At 51.0% G+C, this 23,604-nt stretch carries 20 protein-coding genes and 1 tRNA gene; 11 read left to right on the top strand and 10 right to left on the bottom strand.

The features are described 5' to 3' along the window. Positions 1–3: 3 nt before the first annotated feature. Positions 4–1,437 (bottom strand): 6-phospho-beta-glucosidase BglA, encoded by a 1,434-nt coding sequence (bglA, locus tag GVO84_RS18385; protein WP_159514852.1) that lies wholly within the window; start codon positions 1,435–1,437, stop codon positions 4–6. A gap of 116 nt (positions 1,438–1,553) precedes the next feature. After that, positions 1,554–2,285: a MurR/RpiR family transcriptional regulator gene (locus GVO84_RS18380; protein ID WP_121424592.1), complete on the bottom strand. Its 732-nt coding sequence runs from the start codon at positions 2,283–2,285 to the stop codon at positions 1,554–1,556. Positions 2,286–2,550: 265 nt separating this feature from the next. On the opposite strand from GVO84_RS18380, the gene trhA reads away from it, so the two are divergent. After that, a complete protein-coding gene (gene trhA / locus GVO84_RS18375; protein ID WP_148243533.1) occupies positions 2,551–3,210 on the top strand; it encodes a PAQR family membrane homeostasis protein TrhA in 660 nt (219 codons plus the stop codon). A gap of 85 nt (positions 3,211–3,295) precedes the next feature. Here the strand turns inward: trhA and ygfZ are convergent, their stop codons facing one another. After that, entirely contained in the window at positions 3,296–4,276 is a 981-nt protein-coding gene (gene ygfZ, locus GVO84_RS18370) for a tRNA-modifying protein YgfZ (RefSeq protein WP_159514851.1), read from the bottom strand. Positions 4,277–4,570: 294 nt separating this feature from the next. Here ygfZ and sdhE point away from each other — a divergent pair, with 294 nt between their 5' ends. Beyond that, positions 4,571–4,837 carry an FAD assembly factor SdhE gene (gene sdhE / locus GVO84_RS18365; RefSeq protein ID WP_042716098.1) on the top strand — a complete coding sequence of 89 codons (267 nt, stop codon included), beginning with the start codon at positions 4,571–4,573 and terminating at the stop codon, positions 4,835–4,837. Next, positions 4,818–5,228 carry a protein YgfX gene (locus GVO84_RS18360; protein WP_021242050.1) on the top strand — a complete coding sequence of 137 codons (411 nt, stop codon included), beginning with the start codon at positions 4,818–4,820 and terminating at the stop codon, positions 5,226–5,228. The genes sdhE and GVO84_RS18360 overlap by 20 nt, the downstream gene beginning before the upstream one ends. Positions 5,229–5,234: 6 nt before the next feature. On the opposite strand, the gene fldB is transcribed toward GVO84_RS18360, so the two are convergent. Continuing rightward, on the bottom strand, positions 5,235–5,756 hold the full coding sequence (fldB, locus tag GVO84_RS18355; protein ID WP_023333304.1) for a flavodoxin FldB: 522 nt from the start codon (positions 5,754–5,756) through the stop codon (positions 5,235–5,237). Between the two features lie 101 nt (positions 5,757–5,857). Between fldB and xerD the strand changes: the two genes are divergently transcribed. The 5 genes from xerD to lysS all read left to right on the top strand — a co-directional run bounded on the left by xerD (position 5,858) and on the right by lysS (position 11,951). Next, the gene (xerD, locus tag GVO84_RS18350) at positions 5,858–6,754 is read left to right on the top strand and encodes a site-specific tyrosine recombinase XerD (RefSeq protein WP_023309098.1); all 897 of its coding nucleotides are present in this window, start codon (positions 5,858–5,860) and stop codon (positions 6,752–6,754) included. Positions 6,755–6,782: 28 nt separating this feature from the next. After that, a complete protein-coding gene (dsbC, locus tag GVO84_RS18345; protein ID WP_029740340.1) occupies positions 6,783–7,496 on the top strand; it encodes a bifunctional protein-disulfide isomerase/oxidoreductase DsbC in 714 nt (237 codons plus the stop codon). A gap of 5 nt (positions 7,497–7,501) precedes the next feature. Continuing rightward, positions 7,502–9,235, top strand: coding sequence for a single-stranded-DNA-specific exonuclease RecJ (gene recJ, locus GVO84_RS18340; RefSeq protein WP_159514850.1), 1,734 nt, complete (start codon positions 7,502–7,504; stop codon positions 9,233–9,235). A 90-nt stretch (positions 9,236–9,325) separates the two neighbouring features. Continuing rightward, positions 9,326–10,424 (top strand): peptide chain release factor 2 gene (gene prfB / locus GVO84_RS18335; protein WP_096151315.1). Its coding sequence is split into 2 segments (ribosomal slippage): positions 9,326–9,400 and positions 9,402–10,424, totalling 1,098 coding nucleotides; the frame shifts between segments, so codons are not numbered across the junction. A gap of 9 nt (positions 10,425–10,433) precedes the next feature. After that, entirely contained in the window at positions 10,434–11,951 is a 1,518-nt protein-coding gene (lysS, locus tag GVO84_RS18330) for a lysine--tRNA ligase (RefSeq protein ID WP_048977204.1), read from the top strand. 38 nt (positions 11,952–11,989) lie between these two features. Here lysS and idi read toward each other — a convergent pair whose 3' ends face one another. Then, positions 11,990–12,532 (bottom strand): isopentenyl-diphosphate Delta-isomerase, encoded by a 543-nt coding sequence (gene idi / locus GVO84_RS18325; RefSeq protein WP_159514849.1) that lies wholly within the window; start codon positions 12,530–12,532, stop codon positions 11,990–11,992. A 163-nt stretch (positions 12,533–12,695) separates the two neighbouring features. Between idi and actS the strand changes: the two genes are divergently transcribed. The 3 genes from actS (at position 12,696) to GVO84_RS18310 (ending at position 14,504) form a co-directional block, all read left to right on the top strand. Further along, positions 12,696–13,439 carry an amidase activator ActS gene (gene actS / locus GVO84_RS18320; RefSeq protein WP_159514848.1) on the top strand — a complete coding sequence of 248 codons (744 nt, stop codon included), beginning with the start codon at positions 12,696–12,698 and terminating at the stop codon, positions 13,437–13,439. An 80-nt stretch (positions 13,440–13,519) separates the two neighbouring features. Next, positions 13,520–13,593, top strand: a tRNA-Gly gene (locus GVO84_RS18315). Between the two features lie 596 nt (positions 13,594–14,189). Continuing rightward, entirely contained in the window at positions 14,190–14,504 is a 315-nt protein-coding gene (locus tag GVO84_RS18310) for a hypothetical protein (RefSeq protein ID WP_015673660.1), read from the top strand. On the opposite strand, the gene GVO84_RS18305 is transcribed toward GVO84_RS18310, so the two are convergent. The 5 genes from GVO84_RS18305 to GVO84_RS18285 all read right to left on the bottom strand — a co-directional run bounded on the left by GVO84_RS18305 (position 14,501) and on the right by GVO84_RS18285 (position 23,567). Further along, complete coding sequence (locus GVO84_RS18305; protein ID WP_023306876.1) at positions 14,501–15,307, bottom strand: DUF4225 domain-containing protein; 807 nt, start codon at positions 15,305–15,307, stop codon at positions 14,501–14,503. The two genes, GVO84_RS18310 and GVO84_RS18305, sit on opposite strands and share 4 nt — an antisense overlap. Before the next feature lie 468 nt (positions 15,308–15,775). Next, positions 15,776–17,587, bottom strand: a complete 1,812-nt coding sequence (locus tag GVO84_RS18300; RefSeq protein WP_159514847.1) for a hypothetical protein — start codon at positions 17,585–17,587, stop codon at positions 15,776–15,778. Beyond that, entirely contained in the window at positions 17,584–20,103 is a 2,520-nt protein-coding gene (locus GVO84_RS18295) for an AAA family ATPase (protein WP_236545880.1), read from the bottom strand. Before GVO84_RS18295 ends, GVO84_RS18300 begins: the two co-directional genes overlap by 4 nt. A gap of 631 nt (positions 20,104–20,734) precedes the next feature. Further along, positions 20,735–21,805, bottom strand: coding sequence for an ABC transporter ATP-binding protein (locus GVO84_RS18290; protein ID WP_159514846.1), 1,071 nt, complete (start codon positions 21,803–21,805; stop codon positions 20,735–20,737). Beyond that, positions 21,798–23,567 carry an ABC transporter permease gene (locus tag GVO84_RS18285; protein ID WP_023309073.1) on the bottom strand — a complete coding sequence of 590 codons (1,770 nt, stop codon included), beginning with the start codon at positions 23,565–23,567 and terminating at the stop codon, positions 21,798–21,800. Before GVO84_RS18285 ends, GVO84_RS18290 begins: the two co-directional genes overlap by 8 nt. Positions 23,568–23,604: the final 37 nt, after the last annotated feature.

Genomic DNA, 23,604 nt, shown 5'->3' with positions numbered 1-23,604 from the left:
AAATTACAGCGCCTCGCCGTTGCTGGCAATCACTTCCTTATACCAGTTAAAGCTCTTCTTGCGGGAACGCGACATGTCGCCCGTGCCGTCGTCGTGCTTGTTCACATAGATAAAGCCGTAGCGCTTGCTGTACTGACCGGTGGTGAACGACACGCAGTCGATGCAGCCCCACGGCGTATAGCCCATCAGATCCACGCCATCGTGCGTGACGGCTTTGATCATCTCTTCCACGTGGGCACGCAGGTAGTCGATGCGATAGTCGTCGTTGATGCTGCCGTCTTCTTCCACTTTATCGTAGGCGCCGAACCCGTTTTCCACGATAAACAGCGGCTTTTGATAACGTTCGTACAGTTCACACAGGGCATAACGCAGGCCCACCGGGTCAATCTGCCAGCCCCAGTCGGAGGCTTTGACGTGCGGGTTCGGCACGCTGCCTTCGAAGCCGGAAATCGCATCGCCGGTACCGCCTTCTGCTTTCACCGCGTTGGTCATGTAGTAGCTGAAACCTAAGTAGTCGCAGGTACCTTCACGCAGGGTCTGCTCGTCGCCTGCCTCCATCTTGATGGAGAAGCCGCGGCGCTCCCACTCGTTCAGCACGTAGGACGGGTAGTAACCACGCAGCTGGACGTCGGTAAAGACATAGCGCTCGCGCATCGATTCCTGGGCGAACATCACGTCTTCTGGTTTGCAGGAGAACGGATAGAGCGCCACCATCGCCAGCATGCAGCCGACTTTCATCTCCGGATTGATGCGGCGCGCGGCTTTCACCGCCAGGGCGCTGGCCACAAACTGGTGGTGCAGGACCTGGTACATGGTCTCTTCCGGATTGTCATGTTCGGTATAGACCACGCCCGAGCAGCAGTAACCGAACAGCGGTGCGCGCCAGTTACGCTGGTTATTGATTTCGTTGAAGGTCATCCAGTATTTGACCTTGTTTTTGTAGCGCTCGAAGACCACTTCCGCGAAGCGCACAAAGAAATCGACCACTTTACGGTTGGTCCAGCTACCGTACTTCTGCACCAGGTGCAGCGGCATTTCGAAGTGGGAGAGGGTGATCACCGGTTCGATGTTGTATTTCAGCAGCTCGTCGAACATGTCGTCGTAGAACTTCAGCCCCTCTTCGTTTGGCTGCGTTTCGTCACCTTTCGGGAAGATGCGCGTCCAGGCGATAGAGGTGCGGAAGCACTTGAAACCCATCTCGGCAAACAGCTTGATGTCTTCTTTATAGTGGCCGTGGAAGTCGATGGCCTCGTGGTTTGGGTAGTATTTACCCGGCACCACCTCCTGCGTGATTTCGCGCGGGACGCCGTGCGCGCCGCCGGTCAATACGTCGCAAATGCTTGGCCCTTTGCCGCCTTTGTTCCAGCCGCCTTCAACCTGGTGAGCCGCAACCGCGCCGCCCCATAAAAAATCTTTTGGTAAGGTCAATTTTTTCATCGCTGCTATTCTCAATAAATGGCTTATTGGCATCGAGTCTAGCAAAGCGAAATTAAATGTCACGATATAACAATTCACAGGAAATGTGATTTGTTACATCAAAAAAACAGGGTGTTTTATTCTGTGAGTTTCTTCGCCAGCTTACGTCCGAGAGATTCCAGAATATAAATGACGGGAATTTGCGTGGTGATGTCGTAGACGCCTGCAATACGCGTCTGAGGAACATGCCAGGAGAGATTAAAATCCGCCAGTTTTGCGAGACGCGAGTGCTCGTGGCTGGTAATGGAGAGCACCTTGCAGTGATGCAGGCTGAACTGGCTGGCGAAGCGCAGGATCTCCTCGGTCTCGCCCGAGACGGAGAGCACTATCGCCAGCGCATTTTTCGCCATATCGTTGGTGACCGGGAAATAAGGGTCATCAATATGGTTACTGAATTTCCCGATATTAGAAAAGAAACGTGCGCCATATTTTGCCAGCGAACCCGATGTCCCGGCACCGACAAATATAATTCGCTCGGACGATAAAATAATATCTACCGCATTATCTAATAACGCGTCGAACTCTTCATTATTCACACTTTTAAAAAAGCTGATAATTTCGCTGGCGCCGAAGTTTGTCTGCTGGGACTCGTTCTGCTCAAGATAAAGCTTAAAGCGCACGCGGAATTCAGAATAGCCTTCGCAGTTAAGCTTGCGGCAAAAGCGCAGGATAGTGGTGGTTGAGACGTCTGCCGCATCCGCCAGCTCGCGGATGGTCATGTACATGACTTTGTCACGATTTTTTATGACATAGTTGTAGACCATCATCTCCAGGTTATTGAGACTGGCAATGGCGGAGTGGGTGAACATACTCACAATGGCATAACTCTCATTCTGATCTCATCGTCACATCATAACATGCACCCGGACGGCAGGATCCATTTTTATGCTCTTGATTCATAATGATTAAATTTTTATGTGAACAATTGTTAGGTGAAAGATTTCTTTATATCTATGATTTTTAGGTATAAATTTTGAAATGAATTTTTTTTAGCTAACAGGTGTTCACTGGAATCATTCTCAGTTAGCATAGTTATGCGATGAATAATCATCTTTTGTTTTCCCGGAGTTTTGTATGGTGAGCAGACCATTAATCGCACAGGGATATTCGCTGGCAGAGGAAGTAGCCAACAGCATCAGCCACGGCATTGGCCTGGTGTTTGGGATTGTCGGTTTAGTGTTATTGCTGGTGCAGGCGGTGGACGCCAATGCCAGCGCAATGGCCATTACCAGCTACAGCCTGTATGGCGGGAGTATGATCCTGCTGTTCCTGGCGTCGACGCTGTATCACGCGATCCCGCATCAGCGGGCCAAGACGTGGCTCAAGAAATTTGACCACTGTGCTATCTATCTTCTTATTGCAGGCACCTACACACCGTTTTTGCTGGTGGGGCTCAACTCGCCGCTGTCGCGTGGCCTGATGATTGTTATCTGGAGCCTGGCACTGCTGGGGATCCTGTTTAAGCTGACCATAGCGCACCGGTTTAAGGTGCTGTCACTGGTCACCTATCTGACCATGGGCTGGCTGTCGCTGATTGTGGTCTATCAACTGGCGGTCAAACTGTCGGTAGGGGGCGTAACGCTTCTGGCCTTAGGCGGCGTGGTGTACTCGCTCGGCGTGATTTTCTACGTTTGCAAGCGCATCCCTTACAACCATGCCATCTGGCACGGCTTTGTGCTGGGCGGCAGCGTGTGCCACTTTTTGGCGATTTATCTGTATGTGGGGCAGGCGTAGTATTTTTGTCGGGTGGCGGCTTCGCCTTACCCGACCTACGGGATAAGTAGGCCCGGTAAGCGCAGCGCCACCGGGCGATACAGCATCACTCTTCCAGAGAGTACGGCAGCGGCTCAATACTCAACGTATTTGCATCGTCGCGCACGCGGAACACGCTGTCGGCTTCCATGTCATTGTTCATGACAGCTTGAACTAAAAGACGTCCATCATCCAGCTGTACGGCGGCTAACACGGTGCCGGTGCGGCGCCAGTTATCACCCATCTTCAGCTCTAAGTCTTCACCCGCTTCAGGGACACGGCTGGCATGGCCCGCCAGCGTCCATAGCGCACGCTTGTTTGCGCCGCGGAATTTTGCACGCGCCACCATCTCCTGACCGGTGTAACAGCCCTTTTTAAAGCTGATGCCCCCCAGCGCCTGCAGGTTGGTTGCCTGAGGAATAAACTGCGCGCTGTTTGGGGCGTCAATCACCGGCAGACCCGCTTCGATGTTCAGCGCCAGCCACTGCTGACTGTTGTTGAGCTGTGCTTCGCCGCGGAGCGCTTCGGTCACGCGTTCGGCGGTAGCCGCATCCGTGACTAACAGGAAACGCTCCGCCGGGTGTTCAAACCACAGGATGGAGGTTGCGCCTTCGCTGACCACCTGCTTTTCTGCATCCGGCAGTTCGCTGAAGAGATTTTTCAGGGCCGCACGGGCCTGGAAACCGGCCACACCCAGAAGGACATGTTCGTCGTCCGGGGTGATCGTGACTTTGGAAAAGACCGCGTACTTTTTCAGCTCTTTGAGCTGGGCCTCTTGCAGGCTGCGGCGCTCAATAAAGGCAAAGCCGTCCTGACGGCGGAAGATACGCAGGTTGCTCCACATTTTGCCTTTTGGATCGCAGTGCGCGGCTAGCAGGTGCTGGTGTTCGGTCATCTGACTGACGTCGGCGGTCACCTGGCCCTGCAGGTATTTTTCGGCGTCGGCACCGGTGAGCGTTGCCAGCGCCCAGTCATCAAGAGAAATAAGCGTCAGCGGCAGACGCGCAGAGGCGGCGGGCTGGCGAGGAGAAAATGGTGTAAATGCCATAACGATATCCTGAATTGCTTAACGCTTTGATAATGCCTAATGGTAAAAGAGCCTGCAGGCAATGCAAGCGCTTTCAACAGGCCATTTGTGCCATAAATCGGTTATGCGTAGCGCTACGCAAAATAATGTAATCCGCTGTCTTTGTAGGGATTATTCTGGAAGCCTGCTCGGCGATCGCAATATTCCAGTAATGAAACGGTCAAAAACACGTTACACTAGCTGGTGTCCCCGTAGAGAAATAAAGAACACTGAACGGGGTACCGACTGTGCCAAACGTAATGCAGGAAACTGAACATGGATATTAACAACAAGGCCCGTATTCACTGGGCGTGCCGTCGCGGCATGCGTGAACTTGATATTTCCATCATGCCTTTCTTTGAACATGAGTATGACAGCTTAAGCGATGACGATAAGCGTCTGTTTGTTCGCCTGCTTGAGTCTGACGATCCGGATTTGTTCAACTGGCTGATGAACCACGGCAAACCCGCCGACACCGAGTTGCAACGGATGGTGCAATTAATTCAAACACGGAATCGGGAACGTGGTCCTGTGGCAATCTGATCTTCGCGTCTCGTGGCGCTCGCAGTGGATGTCTTTATTGCTCCACGGCCTGGTTGCGGCCTTTGTGTTACTGATGCCCTGGCCGCTGAGCTATACGCCGCTGTGGCTGCTGTTACTGTCGTTTGTCGTTTTTGACAGCGTTCGCAGCCAGCGTCGCATTAATGCCCGTCAGGGAGAGATTAAATTACTGATGGATTCCCGCCTGCGCTGGCAGGGTAAAGAGTGGGATATTCTCGGTATGCCCTGGATGCTCAACTGCGGCATGATGTTACGGCTACGCAAGGTGGACGGCGGGCGTTGCCAGCATCTGTGGCTGGCGGCTGACAGTATGGATGCTGCCGAATGGCGAGACCTGCGCCGGATGCTGTTGCAACAAACGACGCAGGGGTAGCGCGCGTTAGCTAAACTTTTCGGCCATTTCGCCCAGGATCTGCTCGCACCAGCTTTGCAGGCGCTCATCGCTGAGATCGTACTGATTGGTTTCATCCAGCGCGAGTCCAACAAACAGCTCGCCGTCGGCAATAATCGGTTTTTTACTGGTGAACTCGTAACCTTCGGTTGGCCAGTAGCCGATAAACGACACCCCTTTCGGCGCCAGTTTATCGTGCAGCATGCCGAGCGCGTCCAGGAACCATTCCCCGTAACCCAGCTGATCCCCCATGCCGTACATGGCAATGATTTTGCCGTCGAGGTTGAGCGTATCGAGCTGGTCCCAGATAGCTTCCCAGTCTTCCTGTATCTCGCCGAAATCCCATGTCGGGATGCCGAGGATCAGCACGTCATACTGCTCCATCAGCGTAAGCGCGTCATCTTTCAGGTTATGCAACGTCACCAGTTCCGGGCCAATGATGTCGCGAATTTTCTCTGCCGCCATTTCGGTGTAGCAGGTGCTGGAACCATAGAACAGACCAATATTCATCGCGTAACTATCTCAATTCTTGCTTTGACTATGCGCGTAGTGTACCAGAAACCGGTCGCAATCAGGCATAATGGCCTGACTGCAGAATCAAAGGGGCTGATGTGGAAAAGGATCTCGCACTGATCGAACAGTTTCTCGACGCGCTGTGGCTGGAGAAAAATCTGGCCGAGAATACCCTCAGCGCCTATCGTCGCGATCTCACCATGCTGGTGGAGTGGCTTGCGCACCGGGGGTTATCCCTTGCGAGCGCTCAGCGTGATGACCTGCAGGCGCTGCTTGGGGAACGTATCGCAGGGGGCTATAAAGCCACCAGTTCCGCGCGTTTGCTCAGCGCCATGCGTCGGCTGTTCCAGCATCTCTACCGTGAGAAGATTCGTGAAGACGATCCCAGCGCGCTGCTGGCATCCCCTAAGCTTCCGCAGCGGCTACCGAAAGATCTCAGCGAAGCACAAGTTGAGAGATTATTACAGTCTCCGGCTGTTGACCTGCCGCTGGAGTTACGCGATAAAGCCATGCTTGAGCTATTGTATGCTACCGGCTTGCGCGTTTCGGAACTGGTTGGCCTGACGATGAGCGACATCAGCCTGCGTCAGGGCGTGGTGCGCGTCATCGGTAAAGGAAACAAGGAGAGGCTGGTTCCGCTGGGGGAAGAGGCGGTTTACTGGCTGGAAACCTACCTGGAGCACGGTCGTCCGTGGCTGCTCAATGGTACGTCTATCGACGTCCTGTTTCCGAGCCAGCGCGCCCAGCAGATGACGCGGCAAACGTTCTGGCATCGCATCAAGCATTACGCCACACTGGCGGGTATCGACAGTGAAAAGCTTTCGCCGCACGTATTGCGTCACGCCTTCGCGACGCATCTGTTAAACCACGGCGCTGATTTACGCGTGGTGCAGATGCTGCTGGGGCACAGCGATCTTTCCACGACGCAAATTTATACTCATGTCGCGACGGAACGCCTGCGGCAGCTACACCAACAGCACCACCCTCGTGCGTGAGTGCCGACGAATTGTAACAGGATCATATATGAAAAAGTCTTTCGCGCTGTTCACCCTGCTGGCAGCCTCATTTACCGGTTTCGCCCATGCGGACGACGCCGCCATCAAACAGTCGCTGGCTAAGCTTGGCGTCACCGGTAGCGATATTCAGCCTGCACCGGTTGCCGGTATGAAAACGGTGCTGACTAACAGCGGCGTGCTGTACGTCACCGAAGACGGCAAGCACATTATTCAGGGGCCAATGTACGACGTGAGCGGCGCGCAGCCGGTGAACGTCACCAACCAGCTGCTGATGAAAAACCTGAACGCGCTCGAAAAAGAGATGATCGTCTATAAAGCGGCGCAGGAAAAACACGTCATTACCGTCTTCACCGACATCACCTGCGGCTACTGCCACAAGCTGCATGAAGAGATGAAAGACTACAACGCGCTGGGCATTACCGTGCGTTACCTGGCCTTCCCGCGCGCGGGCGTGCAGAGCCAGCCAGAGCAGGACATGAAGGCGATCTGGTGTGCGAAAGACCGCAACAAAGCGTTTGACGACGCCATGAACGGCAAAGGCGTTAAGCCAGCCTCCTGCGACATTGATATCGCTAACCACTACGCGCTCGGCGTGCAGTTTGGCGTGAGCGGTACGCCTGCGATTGTCCTGAGCAACGGCTATGTCGTTCCGGGCTATCAGGGACCGAAAGAGATGAAAGAGTTCCTCGACGCGCACCAGAAACAGTTTGGTGGTAAATAATCCGCGTGAAAGCCCCAATAAAATTGCGCCGCCGCGAGGCGGTTGAATCGGTTGATTTACCGGACGATCTCCCGGCGCTGCTTAAGCGCCTCTACGCCAGCCGCGGCGTGCGTAGCGCTGAGGATCTTGAACGCAGCGTGAAAGGGATGCTGCCGTGGCAGCAGCTGAGCGGTATCGAAAAAGCCGCTGAAATGCTCTACAACGCGCTTCGTGAGGGAACGCGGATTGTGGTGGTAGGTGATTTCGACGCCGACGGCGCAACCAGCACCGCGCTGAGCGTGCTCAGCCTGCGCGCGCTGGGCTGCGATAACGTCACGTATCTGGTGCCGAACCGTTTTGAAGACGGCTATGGTCTCAGTCCGGAAGTGGTCGATCAGGCCCACGCCCGTGGCGCACAGATGATCATGACCGTCGATAACGGGATCTCTTCCCATGCGGGCGTCGATCATGCTCACGCTTTGGGGATCCCGGTGCTGGTCACCGATCACCATCTGCCGGGCGAAACGCTGCCGGATGCGGAAGCGATTATTAACCCCAACCTGCGCGACTGCGATTTCCCGTCGAAATCCCTCGCAGGCGTGGGCGTGGCGTTTTATCTGATGCTGGCGTTGCGTACCCTGTTACGCGACAAGGGCTGGTTCGACTCACGCGGTATTGCCGCACCGAATCTGGCCGAATATCTCGATCTGGTGGCGCTGGGTACCGTCGCGGACGTGGTCCCCCTCGATACCAATAACCGTATTTTGACCTGGCAGGGCTTAAGCCGCATCCGGGCTGGCAAGTGCCGTCCGGGGATCAAGGCGCTGCTGGAGATTGCCAACCGCGATCCGCTCAAGCTGGCGGCAAGCGATTTGGGCTTTGCCCTCGGGCCGCGTCTTAACGCAGCCGGAAGGCTGGACGATATGTCCGTCGGCGTGGCGCTGCTGCTGTGCGATAACATTGGTGAAGCACGCGTGCTGGCCAACGAGCTGGACGCGCTGAACCAGACCCGTAAAGAGATTGAGCAGGGGATGCAGGCCGAGGCGCTGACCCTGTGCGAAAAGCTTGAGCGCAGCGGCGATACGCTGCCGGGCGGCCTGGCGATGTACCATCCTGAGTGGCATCAGGGCGTGGTCGGCATTCTGGCGTCGCGTATTAAAGAGCGTTTCCACCGCCCGGTGATCGCGTTCGCCCCCGCGGGCGACGGCACGCTGAAAGGCTCAGGCCGTTCGATTCAGGGTCTGCACATGCGCGATGCGCTGGAGCGTCTCGATACGCTTCACCCGGGTCTGATGATCAAGTTTGGCGGCCATGCGATGGCGGCGGGCCTGTCGCTGGAAGAGGCGAAGTTCGACGAGTTTCAGCGGCTGTTTGGTGAACTGGTCACCGACTGGATCGACCCGGCCCTGTTGCAGGGGGAAGTGGTGTCCGATGGCGAGCTTTCACCGCTTGAGATGACGATGGACGTGGCGCAAATGCTCCGCGATGCCGGCCCGTGGGGGCAGATGTTCCCCGAACCGCTGTTCGACGGGCGTTTCCGCCTGCTGCAGCAGCGTATCGTCGGCGAACGTCATCTGAAAGTGATGGTCGAGCCCGTGGGCGGTGGTCCGCTGCTGGACGGCATCGCCTTCAACGTTGACACGGCGGTATGGCCGGACAACGGCGTGCGCGAGGTTGAGCTGGCGTACAAACTGGACATCAACGAGTTTCGCGGTAACCGCACCCTTCAGATCATCATCGACAATATCTGGCCAATTTAGCGGCAGTAATCTCTATAAAAAAGGGCGTGGATTCGGTACAATCCCGCTCTTATCACCGCATTTTGACAAGTCCATAAAAGAAAACAGACCATGTTTGAAATTAATCCGGTAAAAAACCGTATTCAGGACCTCACGGAGCGCTCTGACGTTCTTAGGGGGTATCTTTGACTACGATGCCAAGAAAGAGCGTCTTGAAGAAGTAAACGCCGAGCTGGAACAGCCGGACGTCTGGAACGAACCTGAACGCGCACAGGCGCTGGGTAAAGAGCGTTCCTCTCTCGAAGCTATCGTAGATACGCTGGATCAAATGGCCCAGGGGCTGGAAGATGTTTCCGGTTTGCTGGAGCTGGCCGTCGAAGCCGACGACGAAGAAACCTTTAACGAAGCCGTAGCAGAACTCGACGTGCTGGAAGAGAAGCTGGCGCAACTGGAATTCCGCCGTATGTTCTCCGGCGAATACGACAGCGCTGACTGCTATCTCGATATTCAGGCTGGTTCTGGCGGCACCGAAGCGCAGGACTGGGCCAGCATGCTGACGCGTATGTACCTGCGTTGGGCAGAAGCGCGCGGCTTCAAAACCGAAATTATCGAAGAGTCTGAAGGTGAAGTTGCGGGTCTGAAATCCGTCACCATCAAGATCATTGGCGATTACGCCTACGGCTGGCTGCGTACCGAAACCGGCGTTCACCGCCTTGTGCGTAAGAGCCCGTTCGACTCCGGTGGCCGTCGTCATACCTCCTTCAGCTCCGCGTTTGTTTACCCGGAAGTTGATGAAGATATTGATATCGAAATTAACCCGGCGGACCTGCGTATCGACGTTTACCGCGCATCCGGCGCGGGTGGTCAGCACGTTAACCGTACGGAATCGGCGGTGCGTATTACCCACATTCCAACCGGGCTGGTAACACAGTGCCAGAACGACCGTTCCCAGCATAAGAACAAAGACCAGGCCATGAAGCAGATGAAAGCGAAGCTTTATGAACTGGAGATGCAGAAGAAAAATGCTGAGAAACAGGCGATGGAAGACAACAAGTCCGATATCGGTTGGGGCAGCCAGATCCGTTCTTACGTCCTTGATGACTCCCGCATCAAAGACCTGCGTACCGGGGTTGAAACCCGCAACACGCAGGCGGTGCTGGACGGCAGCCTGGACCAATTTATCGAAGCAAGTTTGAAAGCAGGGTTATGAGGAACCAACATGTCTGAACAACAAGCACAGGGCGCTGACGCGGTAGTCGATCTTAACAACGAACTGAAAACCCGCCGCGAGAAGCTGGCAGCGCTGCGCGAGCAGGGTGTGCCGTTCCCGAACGATTTTCGTCGTGACCATACCTCAGACCAACTGCACGCTGACTTCGACGCTAAAGAGAACGAAGAGCTGGAAGCGCTGAACGTTGAAGTGGCCGTTGCAGGCCGCATGATGACCCGTCGTATCATGGGTAAAGCCTCCTTCGTGACCTTGCAGGACGTAGGCGGCCGTATTCAGCTGTACGTTTCCCGTGACGACCTGCCGGAAGGCATCTACAACGAGCAGTTCAAGAAGTGGGACCTGGGCGATATCCTGGGTGCGAAAGGTAAACTGTTCAAAACCAAAACCGGTGAACTGTCTATCCACTGCACCGAGCTGCGTCTGCTGACCAAAGCCCTGCGCCCGCTGCCGGACAAATTCCACGGCCTGCAGGATCAGGAAGCGCGCTATCGTCAGCGCTACCTGGATCTCATCTCTAACGATGACTCCCGCAAGACCTTCAAAATTCGCTCCCAGATTATGGCCGGTATCCGCCAGTTCATGGTCAACCGCGACTTTATGGAAGTGGAAACCCCAATGATGCAGGTGATCCCTGGCGGCGCGTCTGCGCGTCCGTTCATCACCCATCACAACGCCCTGGACCTGGACATGTACCTGCGTATCGCGCCGGAACTGTACCTGAAGCGTCTGGTGGTCGGTGGTTTCGACCGCGTGTTCGAAATCAACCGTAACTTCCGTAACGAAGGTATCTCCGTTCGTCATAACCCAGAGTTCACCATGATGGAACTCTATATGGCGTATGCGGATTACAAAGATCTGATCGAGCTGACCGAATCCCTGTTCCGCACCCTGGCGCAGGACATTCTGGGCACCACCGAAGTGCCTTACGGTGAAGAAGTCTTCGACTTCGGCAAGCCGTTCGAAAAACTGACCATGCGCGAAGCGATCAAGAAATACCGTCCTGAAACCAACATGGCGGATCTGGATAACTTCGACTCTGCGAAAGCCATCGCGGAAAGCATCGGTATCAAGGTTGAGAAGAGCTGGGGTCTGGGCCGTATCGTGACCGAGATCTTCGAAGAAGTGGCCGAAGCGCACCTGATTCAGCCGACCTTCATCACCGAATACCCGGCTGAAGTCTCTCCGCTGGCGCGTCGTAATGACGAGAACCCGGAAATCACCGATCGCTTCGAATTCTTCATCGGCGGCCGTGAAATCGGCAACGGCTTTAGCGAGCTGAACGATGCGGAAGACCAGGCGCAGCGTTTCCAGGATCAGGTTGACGCGAAAGCGGCAGGCGACGACGAAGCGATGTTCTTCGACGAAGACTACGTGACCGCGCTGGAGCACGGCCTGCCACCAACGGCGGGTCTGGGCATCGGTATCGACCGTATGGTGATGCTGTTCACCAACAGCCACACCATCCGCGACGTGATCCTGTTCCCGGCGATGCGACCGGTGAAATAAGGCGTTAAGATGTAAAAAAAGCCCCGAAAGGGGCTTTTTTATTGCGCCGCGAAGGCTTTGAGCTTATCGCGGGCGGTCGTCGCTTCCATGACCATCCACGGGCTAAAGGCCCAGGGCGTCGCGTCCAGCGCGCGGAATAACGCGTCCAGCTCAACCCACTGATAGTCCATCACTTCGTCTTCGTTTATCGTTACGTCGTTAGTGATGCGGGCAGCGAATACCGGGCAAATCTCGTTTTCCACGATCCCGGACGGGTCGGTTTCCCGATAGCGAAATTCAGGGGCGACGGCGGTGATATTGGCCAGTTCAGCGCCCACTTCAAAGCGGCAGCGGCGGATTATCGCCTGTATCGTCTCTTCGCCGGACTGCGGGTGGCCGCAGACGGAGTTGGTCCAGACGCCGGGCCAGGCTTTTTTGCTTAAGGCGCGTCGGGTGATCAGACATTCGCCGTTTGCGTTAAAAAGCCAGGAAGAGAACGCCAGATGCAGCGGGGTATGTAAGGTGTGCGCGGCATATTTTTCCTGAGTGCCAATCACCATTCCCTGGTCGTTTACCAAAATAACGTGTTCTTGAATACTCATTGATGCTCCAGTGCCAAATTGCCGAGTGGTTCAGCACCATCAGCCGGATCATTATACGGCATTCTTATACGAACGGTTTGGCTCGTAGAGCGGAAAAGGGCATGACCCATATTCGTTTTGGCTGTTATCATAGTGCGCCATTCACGCTGACCGAGGATCTGTTTTGTTTGCAGGAAGCCTGACGAGAAACCCCATCACCGCCATTTTTTGCCTGACGCTGACGCTATTACTGGCGGGCTGTTCAGGAAGCAAATCTTCGGATATGGGCAGCTATTCCGGTTCGGTCTATACCGTTAAGCGCGGGGATACGCTGTACCGGATTTCGCGCGCGACGGGGACCAGCGCGAAGGATCTGGCGCGGCTGAACAATCTCTCACCGCCCTACACCATCGAGGTGGGGCAGCAGCTGAAGGTTAGCGGCGGATCGTCCTCGGGTAAAAAATCCTCTTCGAAAGGCAAAACCGCCAAAGTGACGCCGTCCTATCAGGTGCCGCAATCGTCATGGCCGCCGGTTGGACAGCGCTGCTGGATTTGGCCTGCCAGCGGTAAAGTGGTCGCCCCTTACTCACTCTCTGAAGGTGGCAACAAGGGTATTGATATCGCCGCTGCGCGCGGTACGCCGGTTTATGCCTCCGGGGCCGGGAAGGTGGTTTACGTCGGTAATCAGCTGCGCGGCTACGGTAACCTGATCATGATTAAGCATGGTGAAGACTACATCACGGCCTATGCGCACAACGACACGATGTTGGTCAACAACGGGCAGAACGTCAAAGCCGGGCAGAAGATTGCCACCATGGGCAGCACCGGTACGGATTCGGTGAAGCTGCACTTCCAGATCCGCTATAAGGCGACGGCCATCGATCCGCAGCGTTATCTTCCTGCGCCAGGCAGCAAACCGAAGTGCTAAGTGATTATTTTATCGCCGGTTAGTTGCGAAGAGGCTTGTATGAAGGTGCGTAAGGTCTATAATGCCTTACGCACCTCAAAGCGGGCGTAGTTCAATGGTAGAACGAGAGCTTCCCAAGCTCTATACGAGGGTTCGATTCCCTTCGCCCGCTCCAATTTCCTGATAAATCAATAAGTTATGATTTTTCAGTCAGTTACGTTGCCTCGCTTTAGCAGATACGAATTAAAATACCCATCGTTCTACGCCCGCACCTGTCGCGAGATTGGTCTGTGGTACAAGGGAGCATATCATCACGCTGGCGGTGGCTCCAAGTTCTTACCGCGACAGCACAACAACGAACAAAAAGCCGCATACCTGGCATAACTCCCGAACAGATTGATCATACGCATTTAAGCCCGATGTGCGGCCTTGTGGCTGCGTAAACAGGTGTATAGTGGTAAACGTACCTGCACACGATATGCAGGCCCTGCCAGCGCTTCGCTCACGCTCCGAAAGGTACACGAGCACCCTGATAAGGTGTGATCCCTCTGACAATCTGATTTGGTCACTGGTGACTTTCGCAAAGTGAAACCAACCAGGTTGGCCTGATGCAGTCGCTATGCTCCGCTTGTTGCTTGTACCACTAACGGGGCTTTATGGCTTCTATTGTCTGAAATCTGATACATTGCACAAACATCATGTGGATTACTGTAAAGTTCATCACTATGATTATGTGTGCCATTGCCAGTTAAGAAATGTGGAGAGGACAATATGGATGTTACTGATGAGGCTTTGTTGAGTTCTGGCTTTACACCATCGGATTTGAAGAAGATAAAGAACAACGTTGAAAGCTATGGTGGAACGTTGGGGAATGCAATCAGGGACCTGGCCAGGCGATTTATTCTTGCCGTGTGGGTTGTATCCGGTTGCCTTGCTGTATTCATTTTTCTTGTGATGTTCGCATCTGAGCAGAGTGTTTTCTCTGGTGCTATTGGCCTTTCTTGTGGCGCAGCGGTTGCAATTTTTATACAACCGCCTGTACTTGCTTATAAATCTTGGCGATTCTGTAGAGCGAACAAATCTTAATTAGTACTGTTATCAGTAGCCAGAAGATCAAAAATGACTTTCGCTTTGACACCATATCCAGCGATTTTCATCGTTAGCTTAGGCTTGCTCATTGTGTCAACTTTTCGGTAGTAATCACGCGGCAGCCAACGGAATAATCGCCAAGCTCCGGGTTTCCTTGCTAAGCCGAAGATACTATAGACACTCGCCCCTAGAGTCACCGTATTATAAAGAGCTAATCCACTTTTGGGGCTAAACCCCATAAATTGTGCGGTCTCCATTGCGCCATCAGCAAAAATTCCTTCCGATTTGGATTGTTCACCATAGCGAAGATGGCTTGCTTCTTTTGTTATACCGTTAATACCATCAACAAATAAAACTGCTCCTGCAAGAACTCCAACAGGGGTCATAGTGGACATCATAACCATCCCACCAAATAATGCTGCTCCAGATACCACTATATGGATTGCCGAAATCACGTATCCGACGATTTTATTGTTTTCCCTGACAAACTCGACCTTTGCATAAAGTTGGGCGGCTCTGGTTCTTAACAAGCGTTCTTGTTCTTGCAGATTATCTGTTTCGGCACGCAGATTTTTGATGCATGCAATGCATTCTTCATCGGTCTTGGCCCGTCGTGCAGTTTCAAATTCTTTCTCTACGACCTGCCTTATCTCTTCGACAAACTTGATACGTGTTATCCCATCTTGCAAATAGAATGCTGATAGCCGATTTGCAGTTTCGACGAGTTTCCGGGCTTCCAGATTTACCATGGTATCTGACCATGTTCTGTTCCAGCCCCTGTTGAGCAGCGCAATATCCATTAAAGACTCCTTCCCAAAATGTGTCTGGTCATTTTAAGTGCAATAAGGTCGAAGACAACAGGAAATACTTTCACAACCCGCCCCCGTGGGTGTCCCGTTGCTTTATCCTTCCAGTTTACATTCTCCTGTTCAAAATATCCCCGGCTCTGTTGGTGATCTGCTAGACCGTCAGCCTAGGCCCTCGGTGAAAAGCGCTTTTCTTCGCCAAATATCGCTACGTGATGCCTTCAGCGACACGCCTCACTGCAACAAGCAGTGCAGTTACACAATGCTGCTTTGGGCTGACGCAAGGGAGATAACTTGATGTTTTGAAGTGCATCTGTTCACTAATTGTACACCTATTTGACATATTCTTTGTTATGCGAACTGATTTTGTAGTAGATATATTTAGATATCTGTCCGAAGCCCATCGGTCAAAATGAGCATGAATAGCGGCGGCGTTTTTTAATATAAAGCCGCCTTAGATAACTACATCATTTTAAGATTATAATATTGCACTAAGCTTTTTAACTTGTCATCTAGCCCATTATTAAGTGGTGTGTATATTGTTCCAAGTGCTTGAGGTAATGCAGGATGAGATCCAGTGATGAAATGCTTAGAAGAAACGGTTTTTACTAATGTTCCTGCTTTGTCGTGTGGGAATAAAACAATCAGCAAGTCAATTGGTGTTACTGAGTTGTCGTTTGATAGAGAATGAATATTAAAGAGATAGCGTGGTACTAGTTTAGGAATATCGTAATCCCGTACATTTCTTGCATCTTTATATTTAGAATCAAGGATTAGTGTTAATGATTTTTTCCATTTTTTTGAATGTATTTTAATTACAAAGTCAGGACAGAAATGATGTTTTCCATATAGAGATGTGGCATAGGAATTGCTAGTATCGATCAAATCGCCTGGACGTGTTGAGCTTGCCATTGGAAAAATCTTTGGCTCATATAAAAGCTCCACCTGGAAAGTGTCTCCAGAGAACATAAAGTGATTATTGACTGCTCCGGTTGGCCTGTTAACCGCCACCCCACCGAACCCATTGGTTTCAGAATGCTCTCGGTATGATTGAAGGCTTAAACTTACTCCGAAAATTTCGGAGATACTCTTATGGAGCATGATAAGGCTAGTTATTTCATAAACAATAGACAGGTTTTTCAACCCGAATAAAAAATTAGTGTCATCAAAAGCAGGTGCTGATGATAAGTTCGCAATATTTATTAATCTAAACGCTTCTCTATAATGTCCTTTTTTTGCTACAAATGCTGTTATTTTAGGAATGATGTTTGGGTTAATCTTAGAGTTAATTATTTTTTTATAAAAAAACATCAATTTCTTCACTAAGGCATGATTTTCTTCAATTTCCTTTATTCGCATTTTTAAAGCTATCTTCGCATATTTTGTCATTGTATGATCAAAGCGAACATATTCAGTATCAGAGTAGCCAACCTCTTTACTTGCGAACTCTGAATAATGTTTTGTTAAAGCATATAAGAACTTATCAGCATTGTACAAGAATGAGTTTATGACTATATTCTCATAGACATTCGTGTCATCAATTAGCACTTCCTTGGGTTGTTCATCAAAATGATAGCCACGATTGTTAAAGTATATATTATAATTCTCCGCTGTAGAGGGAGATAATTTATCTAAATTCGTAAGTGCCCAATATACAGAATCAGGCCCCGTTGGTTGTCCATTTTGCGACAAAATGACCTTCTGTTTCCAGTGGGTTTTTTTGTCATTAATAAAAGCAGGTAATGTTCTTGATAAATAGTTCACAGCATAAATCACAGCATCATACTTGCTAAACTTATGTTCTTCATCACTATTAAAGCTACCTCCGTTTTTGCTTCTGGAAAAACAAATGGCTACAGCATCATCAACATTATCGCTTATAAACCCCAACATTTCTTCAGCTAACTTTGCATTTTCTTTTCTAGCTAAAATATTGAACCTAAATGTTAGAGTTTTCCCTTCGGATTTTTCAAAATATATTGTAACCTCGCTTTCACCAAAAAAGTTAAAGAAGTAACGTGATGAGTGAGAATATGATGGTTCGCAAGTTACAAAATGACACTCCCCATGTGGGGAGTTTTCATTTTCTAAAAACTTTGTTGGGATATCGCCGATTACCATAACTGGCTCACCAAGAGTTAGCAGGTCATGCTCACTTATAATTAAGTGGAAAACGAGCTTGTCATTTTCCCTAACCTCATAACTACCACTGTCAGTTAGTGGTATTCTGAATTCATCATTATCATTATAAATGTTTACATAACAATCAATCATAAATTATTCCCATACCCAAAGAGATTTTGACTTCCATGATTGATACTTCTTTTAAGTAAACGACAAGATCTTTCCATTTCCTCTGGGAGGATATTTAACAATGCTTCTAACCTTTTACCGAAACCTTGCCCATAACCATTTAGTAGAGGTAATATATGTTGAGATACTGCATAGTCCAATGCTAAGTATCGGCTCTCCATGGACATCAAAGGACCTGCGATATTATAATAATATCTTATGGCCTTTATTTTTCTGTACGAAACAATAATTGGAATGCCAAATTCCAATCTATCATCACGTAAAACACTTATTATTGATAATAATGTTTGTTCAACATCTTGCGGGATTTCTAAACTTGTTGGCTGAAATGCTTTTATAAAATCATTCCCAGATATTGCTTCCATTAGTATATTTGATTTAACTTCAGACTCTTTTATGACAACATCATAATTATGTTCAAAGTCATCAAAGTTGATAATGGCAGCTCTATCTAATAATCTAGGCGTCAGCGTCTGTACCGTTTCATCTTGGTTTATAGTACCTAGGAATCTAAGATACTCAGGAACTAATAAGTATGGCTCGTCAGGATTCCCGGTAGCAAGGGTACGTTGAGATTCAGGATCTGCCATTTCTAGGAACGGGCTAAAATAATGTTCTGGTTGAGACAAGTTAAATTCATCTAAAAGAATTATTGCAGCCGCAGATTCCACATTACTCATCTTTTCGTTATGTAAGTGAATAAGGAATTCATAGAGACCTGTTGATGAAGAGGTAAATGACTGGGATAAAGCATTATAGAAACCGAGAACATCCCTAAATGATGACCAGCCTCTTGCTACTGGAATGTTCAATAAACGATTATGAAGGCCTAAACAGTTCCCAAGCATTTTAGCAAGGGATGTTTTACCTGTTCCAGGTAGTCCGCTAAACAGAGTAAATTGCGTTTGAGAAATAGTTGTTAAAATATTGGCCGCAGTTGAATAATCTGTTTTGCGGCCTTGTTTATTTAAAGCATCCAGTACACTATCTATAATCTCTTCACGTAAATCTTCTGTCTCGATATTATTTTGTTGCTTTCTAATAGTGACATTAAAATCTCTTTTTTTAGAGTTGCTTTTCGGTCTAACACCACAGAGAGCATCAACATCAGGTTTAAGTTTTACCAAGCGACTCGTTAGAGCCTCATTGCTTTCTTTTAATTTTGAGGCTACCTCTTCAACTTGCTCCTGCATGCGTTTCATTCTATCACGAGCTCTGTCGCGATCCTTTTCGAGATCATCTATTTCTGTAGTAAGTTTTTCTAGATTTACTAGCTTAGAGAGCCTCTCTTCTTTTATTGTGATATCCGAATTTAAACTTTCTAGTTTATTTCTTTGTTCTGATAATTGTATATCAAGTTTTTTCTGAGCTTCTTCAGTAAGTCCTGGGAGTGAGTCTGTGTTATTTATCTCAATATCATTACGTTCGCGCGTTTTTTTTCTTATTTCGAGTTCAAGAGATTCTTTCTTATTATTAAGTTCTGCTATTACCTCAGTTAATTTAGAGGTTTCATTGTTTAACCTACGAGTTAAATTCTCTTTTTCTTCCTTAAAGAAAGTTTCCCGATTTTCTTCAATGAAGCTTTTAACAATCTGCTTCCCTTTTTCCGTTGATATAAAACTATCTAATAATTCAACTCTTGTTTCATCCCATCCTTCTGCATTTTCTAAGCAATTGAATAACCTATTAAATCTTTGAGGAAACGCTCTAAATTCCTTGGAGGATGAAAAATGCTTACGTATTTGAGATATAGTTCCTTTAGTAAAGCTTCTTATGTCAGAATTTTGAGCTATTTTGTTGCCGTACGTAGAAATAATTTGATCGTCGGAGATAAAGTCAATCACATCATCAATTTGTTCAAGGTTTCTCTTTATGTTTGATAAATATGAAATTTTACTTTTAGAGTTTTTTGCTATATTTGCAATGCATTTTTGAATGCCAATTTTCCCAATGTGATATTGTGGGATTCTATTTAGAGGGGTATTTATAGGTTTTAAGTTTAATGTGAATGTGTCTGATGACTCATCATGATATGATGTAAAATCGAACGGCCCAAATATATAATCATTTTCTTCAATAACAATAGTCTTTGTTGTTGGTTTTTTTTCTGTGACTATAATAGGATCTTCAGGTAAAGGGAGTTTTCCATTTATAACCTGACTGACTTGGAGTCCTTTTATTTCCTCACATGCATTAAATCTTGTAACATATTTGCAATCGCCTTCTTTTTTTTCGAAGTTTGTTGGGGAACAAGTGGCCTCGAATAAATTGTCTTTAAACTTGTCCTTAATTTCAGAAAAACCACCTGTTACGAATACTTGTTCTGTCTCGCAGAAAAACTCGCTTTGATTTATTGGTATTATTTCACCATTACTAAATACTTCATAATATGCTTTTAACTTTCCAAATTGATCTTCACGTTCACCATAAAAAGCTTGGTCAACAGTACATAAAACTTTCCTATCATTAACATTCATTTGTAACTTCCATTCTTCTGATGATTAGGATTTATCCTATCACTTTCATGCTTCTTATCAATTTTTTTGTTTACTTATTAAAATGTACCTTTGAAAAGTAGACTCTCTGCGGTACGCTTTTCGGAATCATTCACCTCGATTTTTCACGCAGCGCGCCGGAGGACTTCCGCCCCGGACGGGCCCTGAATGTCCTGATACCCGATGATGATCCTGCGCTTAACCTGTCGCTGGCTGTCATTCTGCCCAATGAGAATTTCATGCCGATGCTGCCCGGAGGTAAAGACCCGGTTAATCCTGCCCGGTCCTACTTGCTTTCCCTCAACTTTGCCCGCAGTTGGCTGACCAGGGCCTCGTTCCTTGGCATTGTCGCTGGCATGCTCGGGGCCGCTTCCCTGAGTTCTGCAGCAGGGACAGCCTGCGGCGCCATCACGTAATGGGCGCATGGAACTCCTGTGCGACACTGGCCGTGCCACTGCCACTATCTGCGGCAGCCCAGGCATTCCGCAATCACAGTAAACCAGGCAAGTGCAGACGTTGTTGACAACGGAAAAGTAACATTTGAGAGCTAGATTGCATGCTCTCACCCTGTAAAAACAAAAAGGCCGCATCCCGCAGCCTTTTCTTTTCGCATTCACCCTTTCGGGAACACCCAAACATGCTTCTCCGGCAGCGAAAGATGGCAGTGCTGCGGATCCCGAACCTCATGCCCATACGCACGAATGACAAAATCATCCCCCACCGTGCGGAACAGGTACTCCCAGCGGTCGCCGAGATACATGCTGGTGAGCAGCGGCAGCTCAAGCTGATTTTCCCCTGGCCCCTCGACCACCGCCACGCGCTCGACGCGGATCACCGCCGTGGCTTCTTCACCGCTCTGCACCCCTTCACCGGCCTGGCCCCACAGCACCCAGCCTTTTCCTTCGATACGCGCTTTGCCATCGCGCACTTCGGTGACCTTGCCGTGCAGGCGGTTGTTGCTGCCCATAAACTCGGCGGTAAACAGCGTTTTCGGCGAGCCGTACATCTCCTGCGGCGTGCCCTGTTGCTCAATTTTGCCGTTGTTCAGCAGCAGGATGCGGTCGGAAATGGACATCGCTTCGTTCTGGTCGTGCGTCACCATCAACGCGGACAGCCCGAGCTTGATAATCAGCTCGCGCAGGAACACGCGGGCCTCTTCGCGCAGCTTGGCGTCGAGGTTGGAAAGCGGCTCGTCCAGCAAAATCACCGGCGGGTTGTACACCAGCGCACGGCCAATCGCCACGCGCTGCTGCTGCCCACCGGAGAGCTGGTGCGGGTGACGTTTGCCAAGATGGCCCAGACCCAGCTGGTCCAGCACGTCCTGCACGCGCTGCTGGATCTCTTTGGCCGGGACTTTGCGCAGCTTGAGCGGATAGGCCACGTTCTCAAACACGGTTTTGTGCGGCCAGAGGGCATAGGACTGGAATACCAGCCCCAGGTTACGCTCTTCCGCTGGGACCTCGCTGCGCGGCGTGCCGTCGTAAACTTTATTTTGCCCAATGATAATCGAGCCCTGGGTCGGTTTTTCCAGACCCGCAACGGCACGCAGCAGGGTGGTTTTACCGCTGCCGGAGGGGCCTAACAGGGAGACCACTTCGCCGCGCTTCAGGTTCATGGAGACACCTTTTAAAACAGGATTGTCGCCGTAGGTTAAGTGCAGATCGTCAACCGCTAATTCAATCATGTATTTTCACTCCGAAACGAAGGGCAATGCCCAGACCTACCACGACCAGCAGGATGTTAATGAAAGAGAGCGCCGCCACGATATCGATGGCACCCGCGGCCCAGAGGGAAACCAACATCGAGCCGATGGTCTCCGTGCCGGGTGAAAGCAGGTACACACCCGTTGAATATTCGCGTTCAAAGATCAGGAACATCAGCAGCCACGAACCGATAAGACCGTAGCGGGAGAGCGGGATGGTGACGTGACGGGTGATCTGCCCGCGCGTCGCCCCGGTGCTGCGCGCCGCTTCTTCAAGCTCCGGCCCCACCTGCAGCAGCGTGGAAGAGATAAGCCTCAGCCCGTAAGCCATCCACACCACGGTATAGGCCAGCCAGACGCTGAAAATGGTGCTGCGCAGCGAACGCAGCCAGACGATGACGTTTTCGCGCATCCAGTCGGTCCAGGCGAACCCGGAAAGCCAGCCGGATTTCAGGGAGTTATCCAGCCACATCGGCAGGAACAGGAACACCCACAGGAACGCCAGACCCGCCAGCAGGCCAGGCACGGCGCGCGGCACCAGTACGCTGTAGTCCAGGAAACGCGTGGTGTTATCCGGCTTGCGGTGCATGGCAATGCCGACAAACAGGTAGCACACCACGGCCAGCGCGCCGCCAATCACGCCAATCGCCATGGAGTTGACGATGGCGCGCAGCAGGTTGGGCTGCGCCCAGATGGTGCGGAAGGTGTTCAGAGAAAGCTCGTCCCACAGCGAAACGCCCACGCCCCAGTTGGAGATAAACGCGCGCAATACCACGCCGAGCAGCGGAACGCCGATGGTGACGGTGAGCCAGAAGGCAATCACTCCGCCAGCCACCCAGCGCCATTTACCCAGCGGCAGCGCGCGGGCCTGCGAGGCCTTGCCCTTCATGGTAACGAAGCGGTTGGCGGTGCGCATCAGGCGACGCTGGAGCATCACCAGCGGGATGGTGATGCAGATCAGCACCACGGCAACCGCTGCCATCAGGTTATAGGATGGGGTGCCCATCTTGTTCGTTAGCTTATAGAGATAGGTCGCCAGCACCATGTTGCCTTCCGGGTCGCCGAGTACCAGCATCAGGCCGAACACTTCCAGCCCCAGGAAGAACAGCAGCACGGTGGCATACAGAATGGACGGACGCACCATCGGCAGGCTGACGGAGGTCATCACCTGCCAGGGCGACGCCCCCGCGGTGCGCGCGGCTTCTTCCACATCGGACCCTACGCTGCGCAGTGCCGACGAGATATACAGATAGGCGTGCGGGACGTGCGTCAGGCCAGCGATGACCACAATGCTCGACATGTCGTAGATATTCCACGGCACAAAGCCAATCAGCGCCTGAGCCCACTGGGAGAGAAAGCCCACCGGACCGGCGGCCACCACATAGCCGAAGCCCAGCACCATCGGTGAAACGAAAATCGGGACCAGGATCAGCGGCTCAATCAACCGACGACCGGGCAGGTCGGTACGCACCATCAGAAACGCCAGCACGCCGCCCAGCGGAATGGAGATAAAGACCAGCCCGAAAGCAAGAATAAAGCCGCTTTTCAGGGCCTTATAAAAATCAGGGTCGGTGAAAATAAATTCAAATGATTCAAAGCTCCACTCTTTTGACGGCGAAAAGAACGGGGCGGACAGGAAGCTCTGTATCACGATAAACGACAGCGGCGTGTAGATAACCAGGGCGGTTATCAGCACGACGATGCCTCGCGGCAGGCTTTGCCACTTTCTGCGTAATGTATTCATGGGGTATCCCTGGTGTTGCAGCCCAGAAAAACGAACT

The sequence above is a fragment of the Enterobacter sp. SM3 genome, from assembly GCF_009811935.2.
In the GTDB taxonomy this organism is placed as follows: Bacteria; Pseudomonadota; Gammaproteobacteria; order Enterobacterales; family Enterobacteriaceae; genus Enterobacter; species Enterobacter asburiae_D.
The sequence above is the reverse complement of the archived record's forward strand: the minus strand, read 5'-3'. Positions and strand labels throughout refer to the sequence as shown.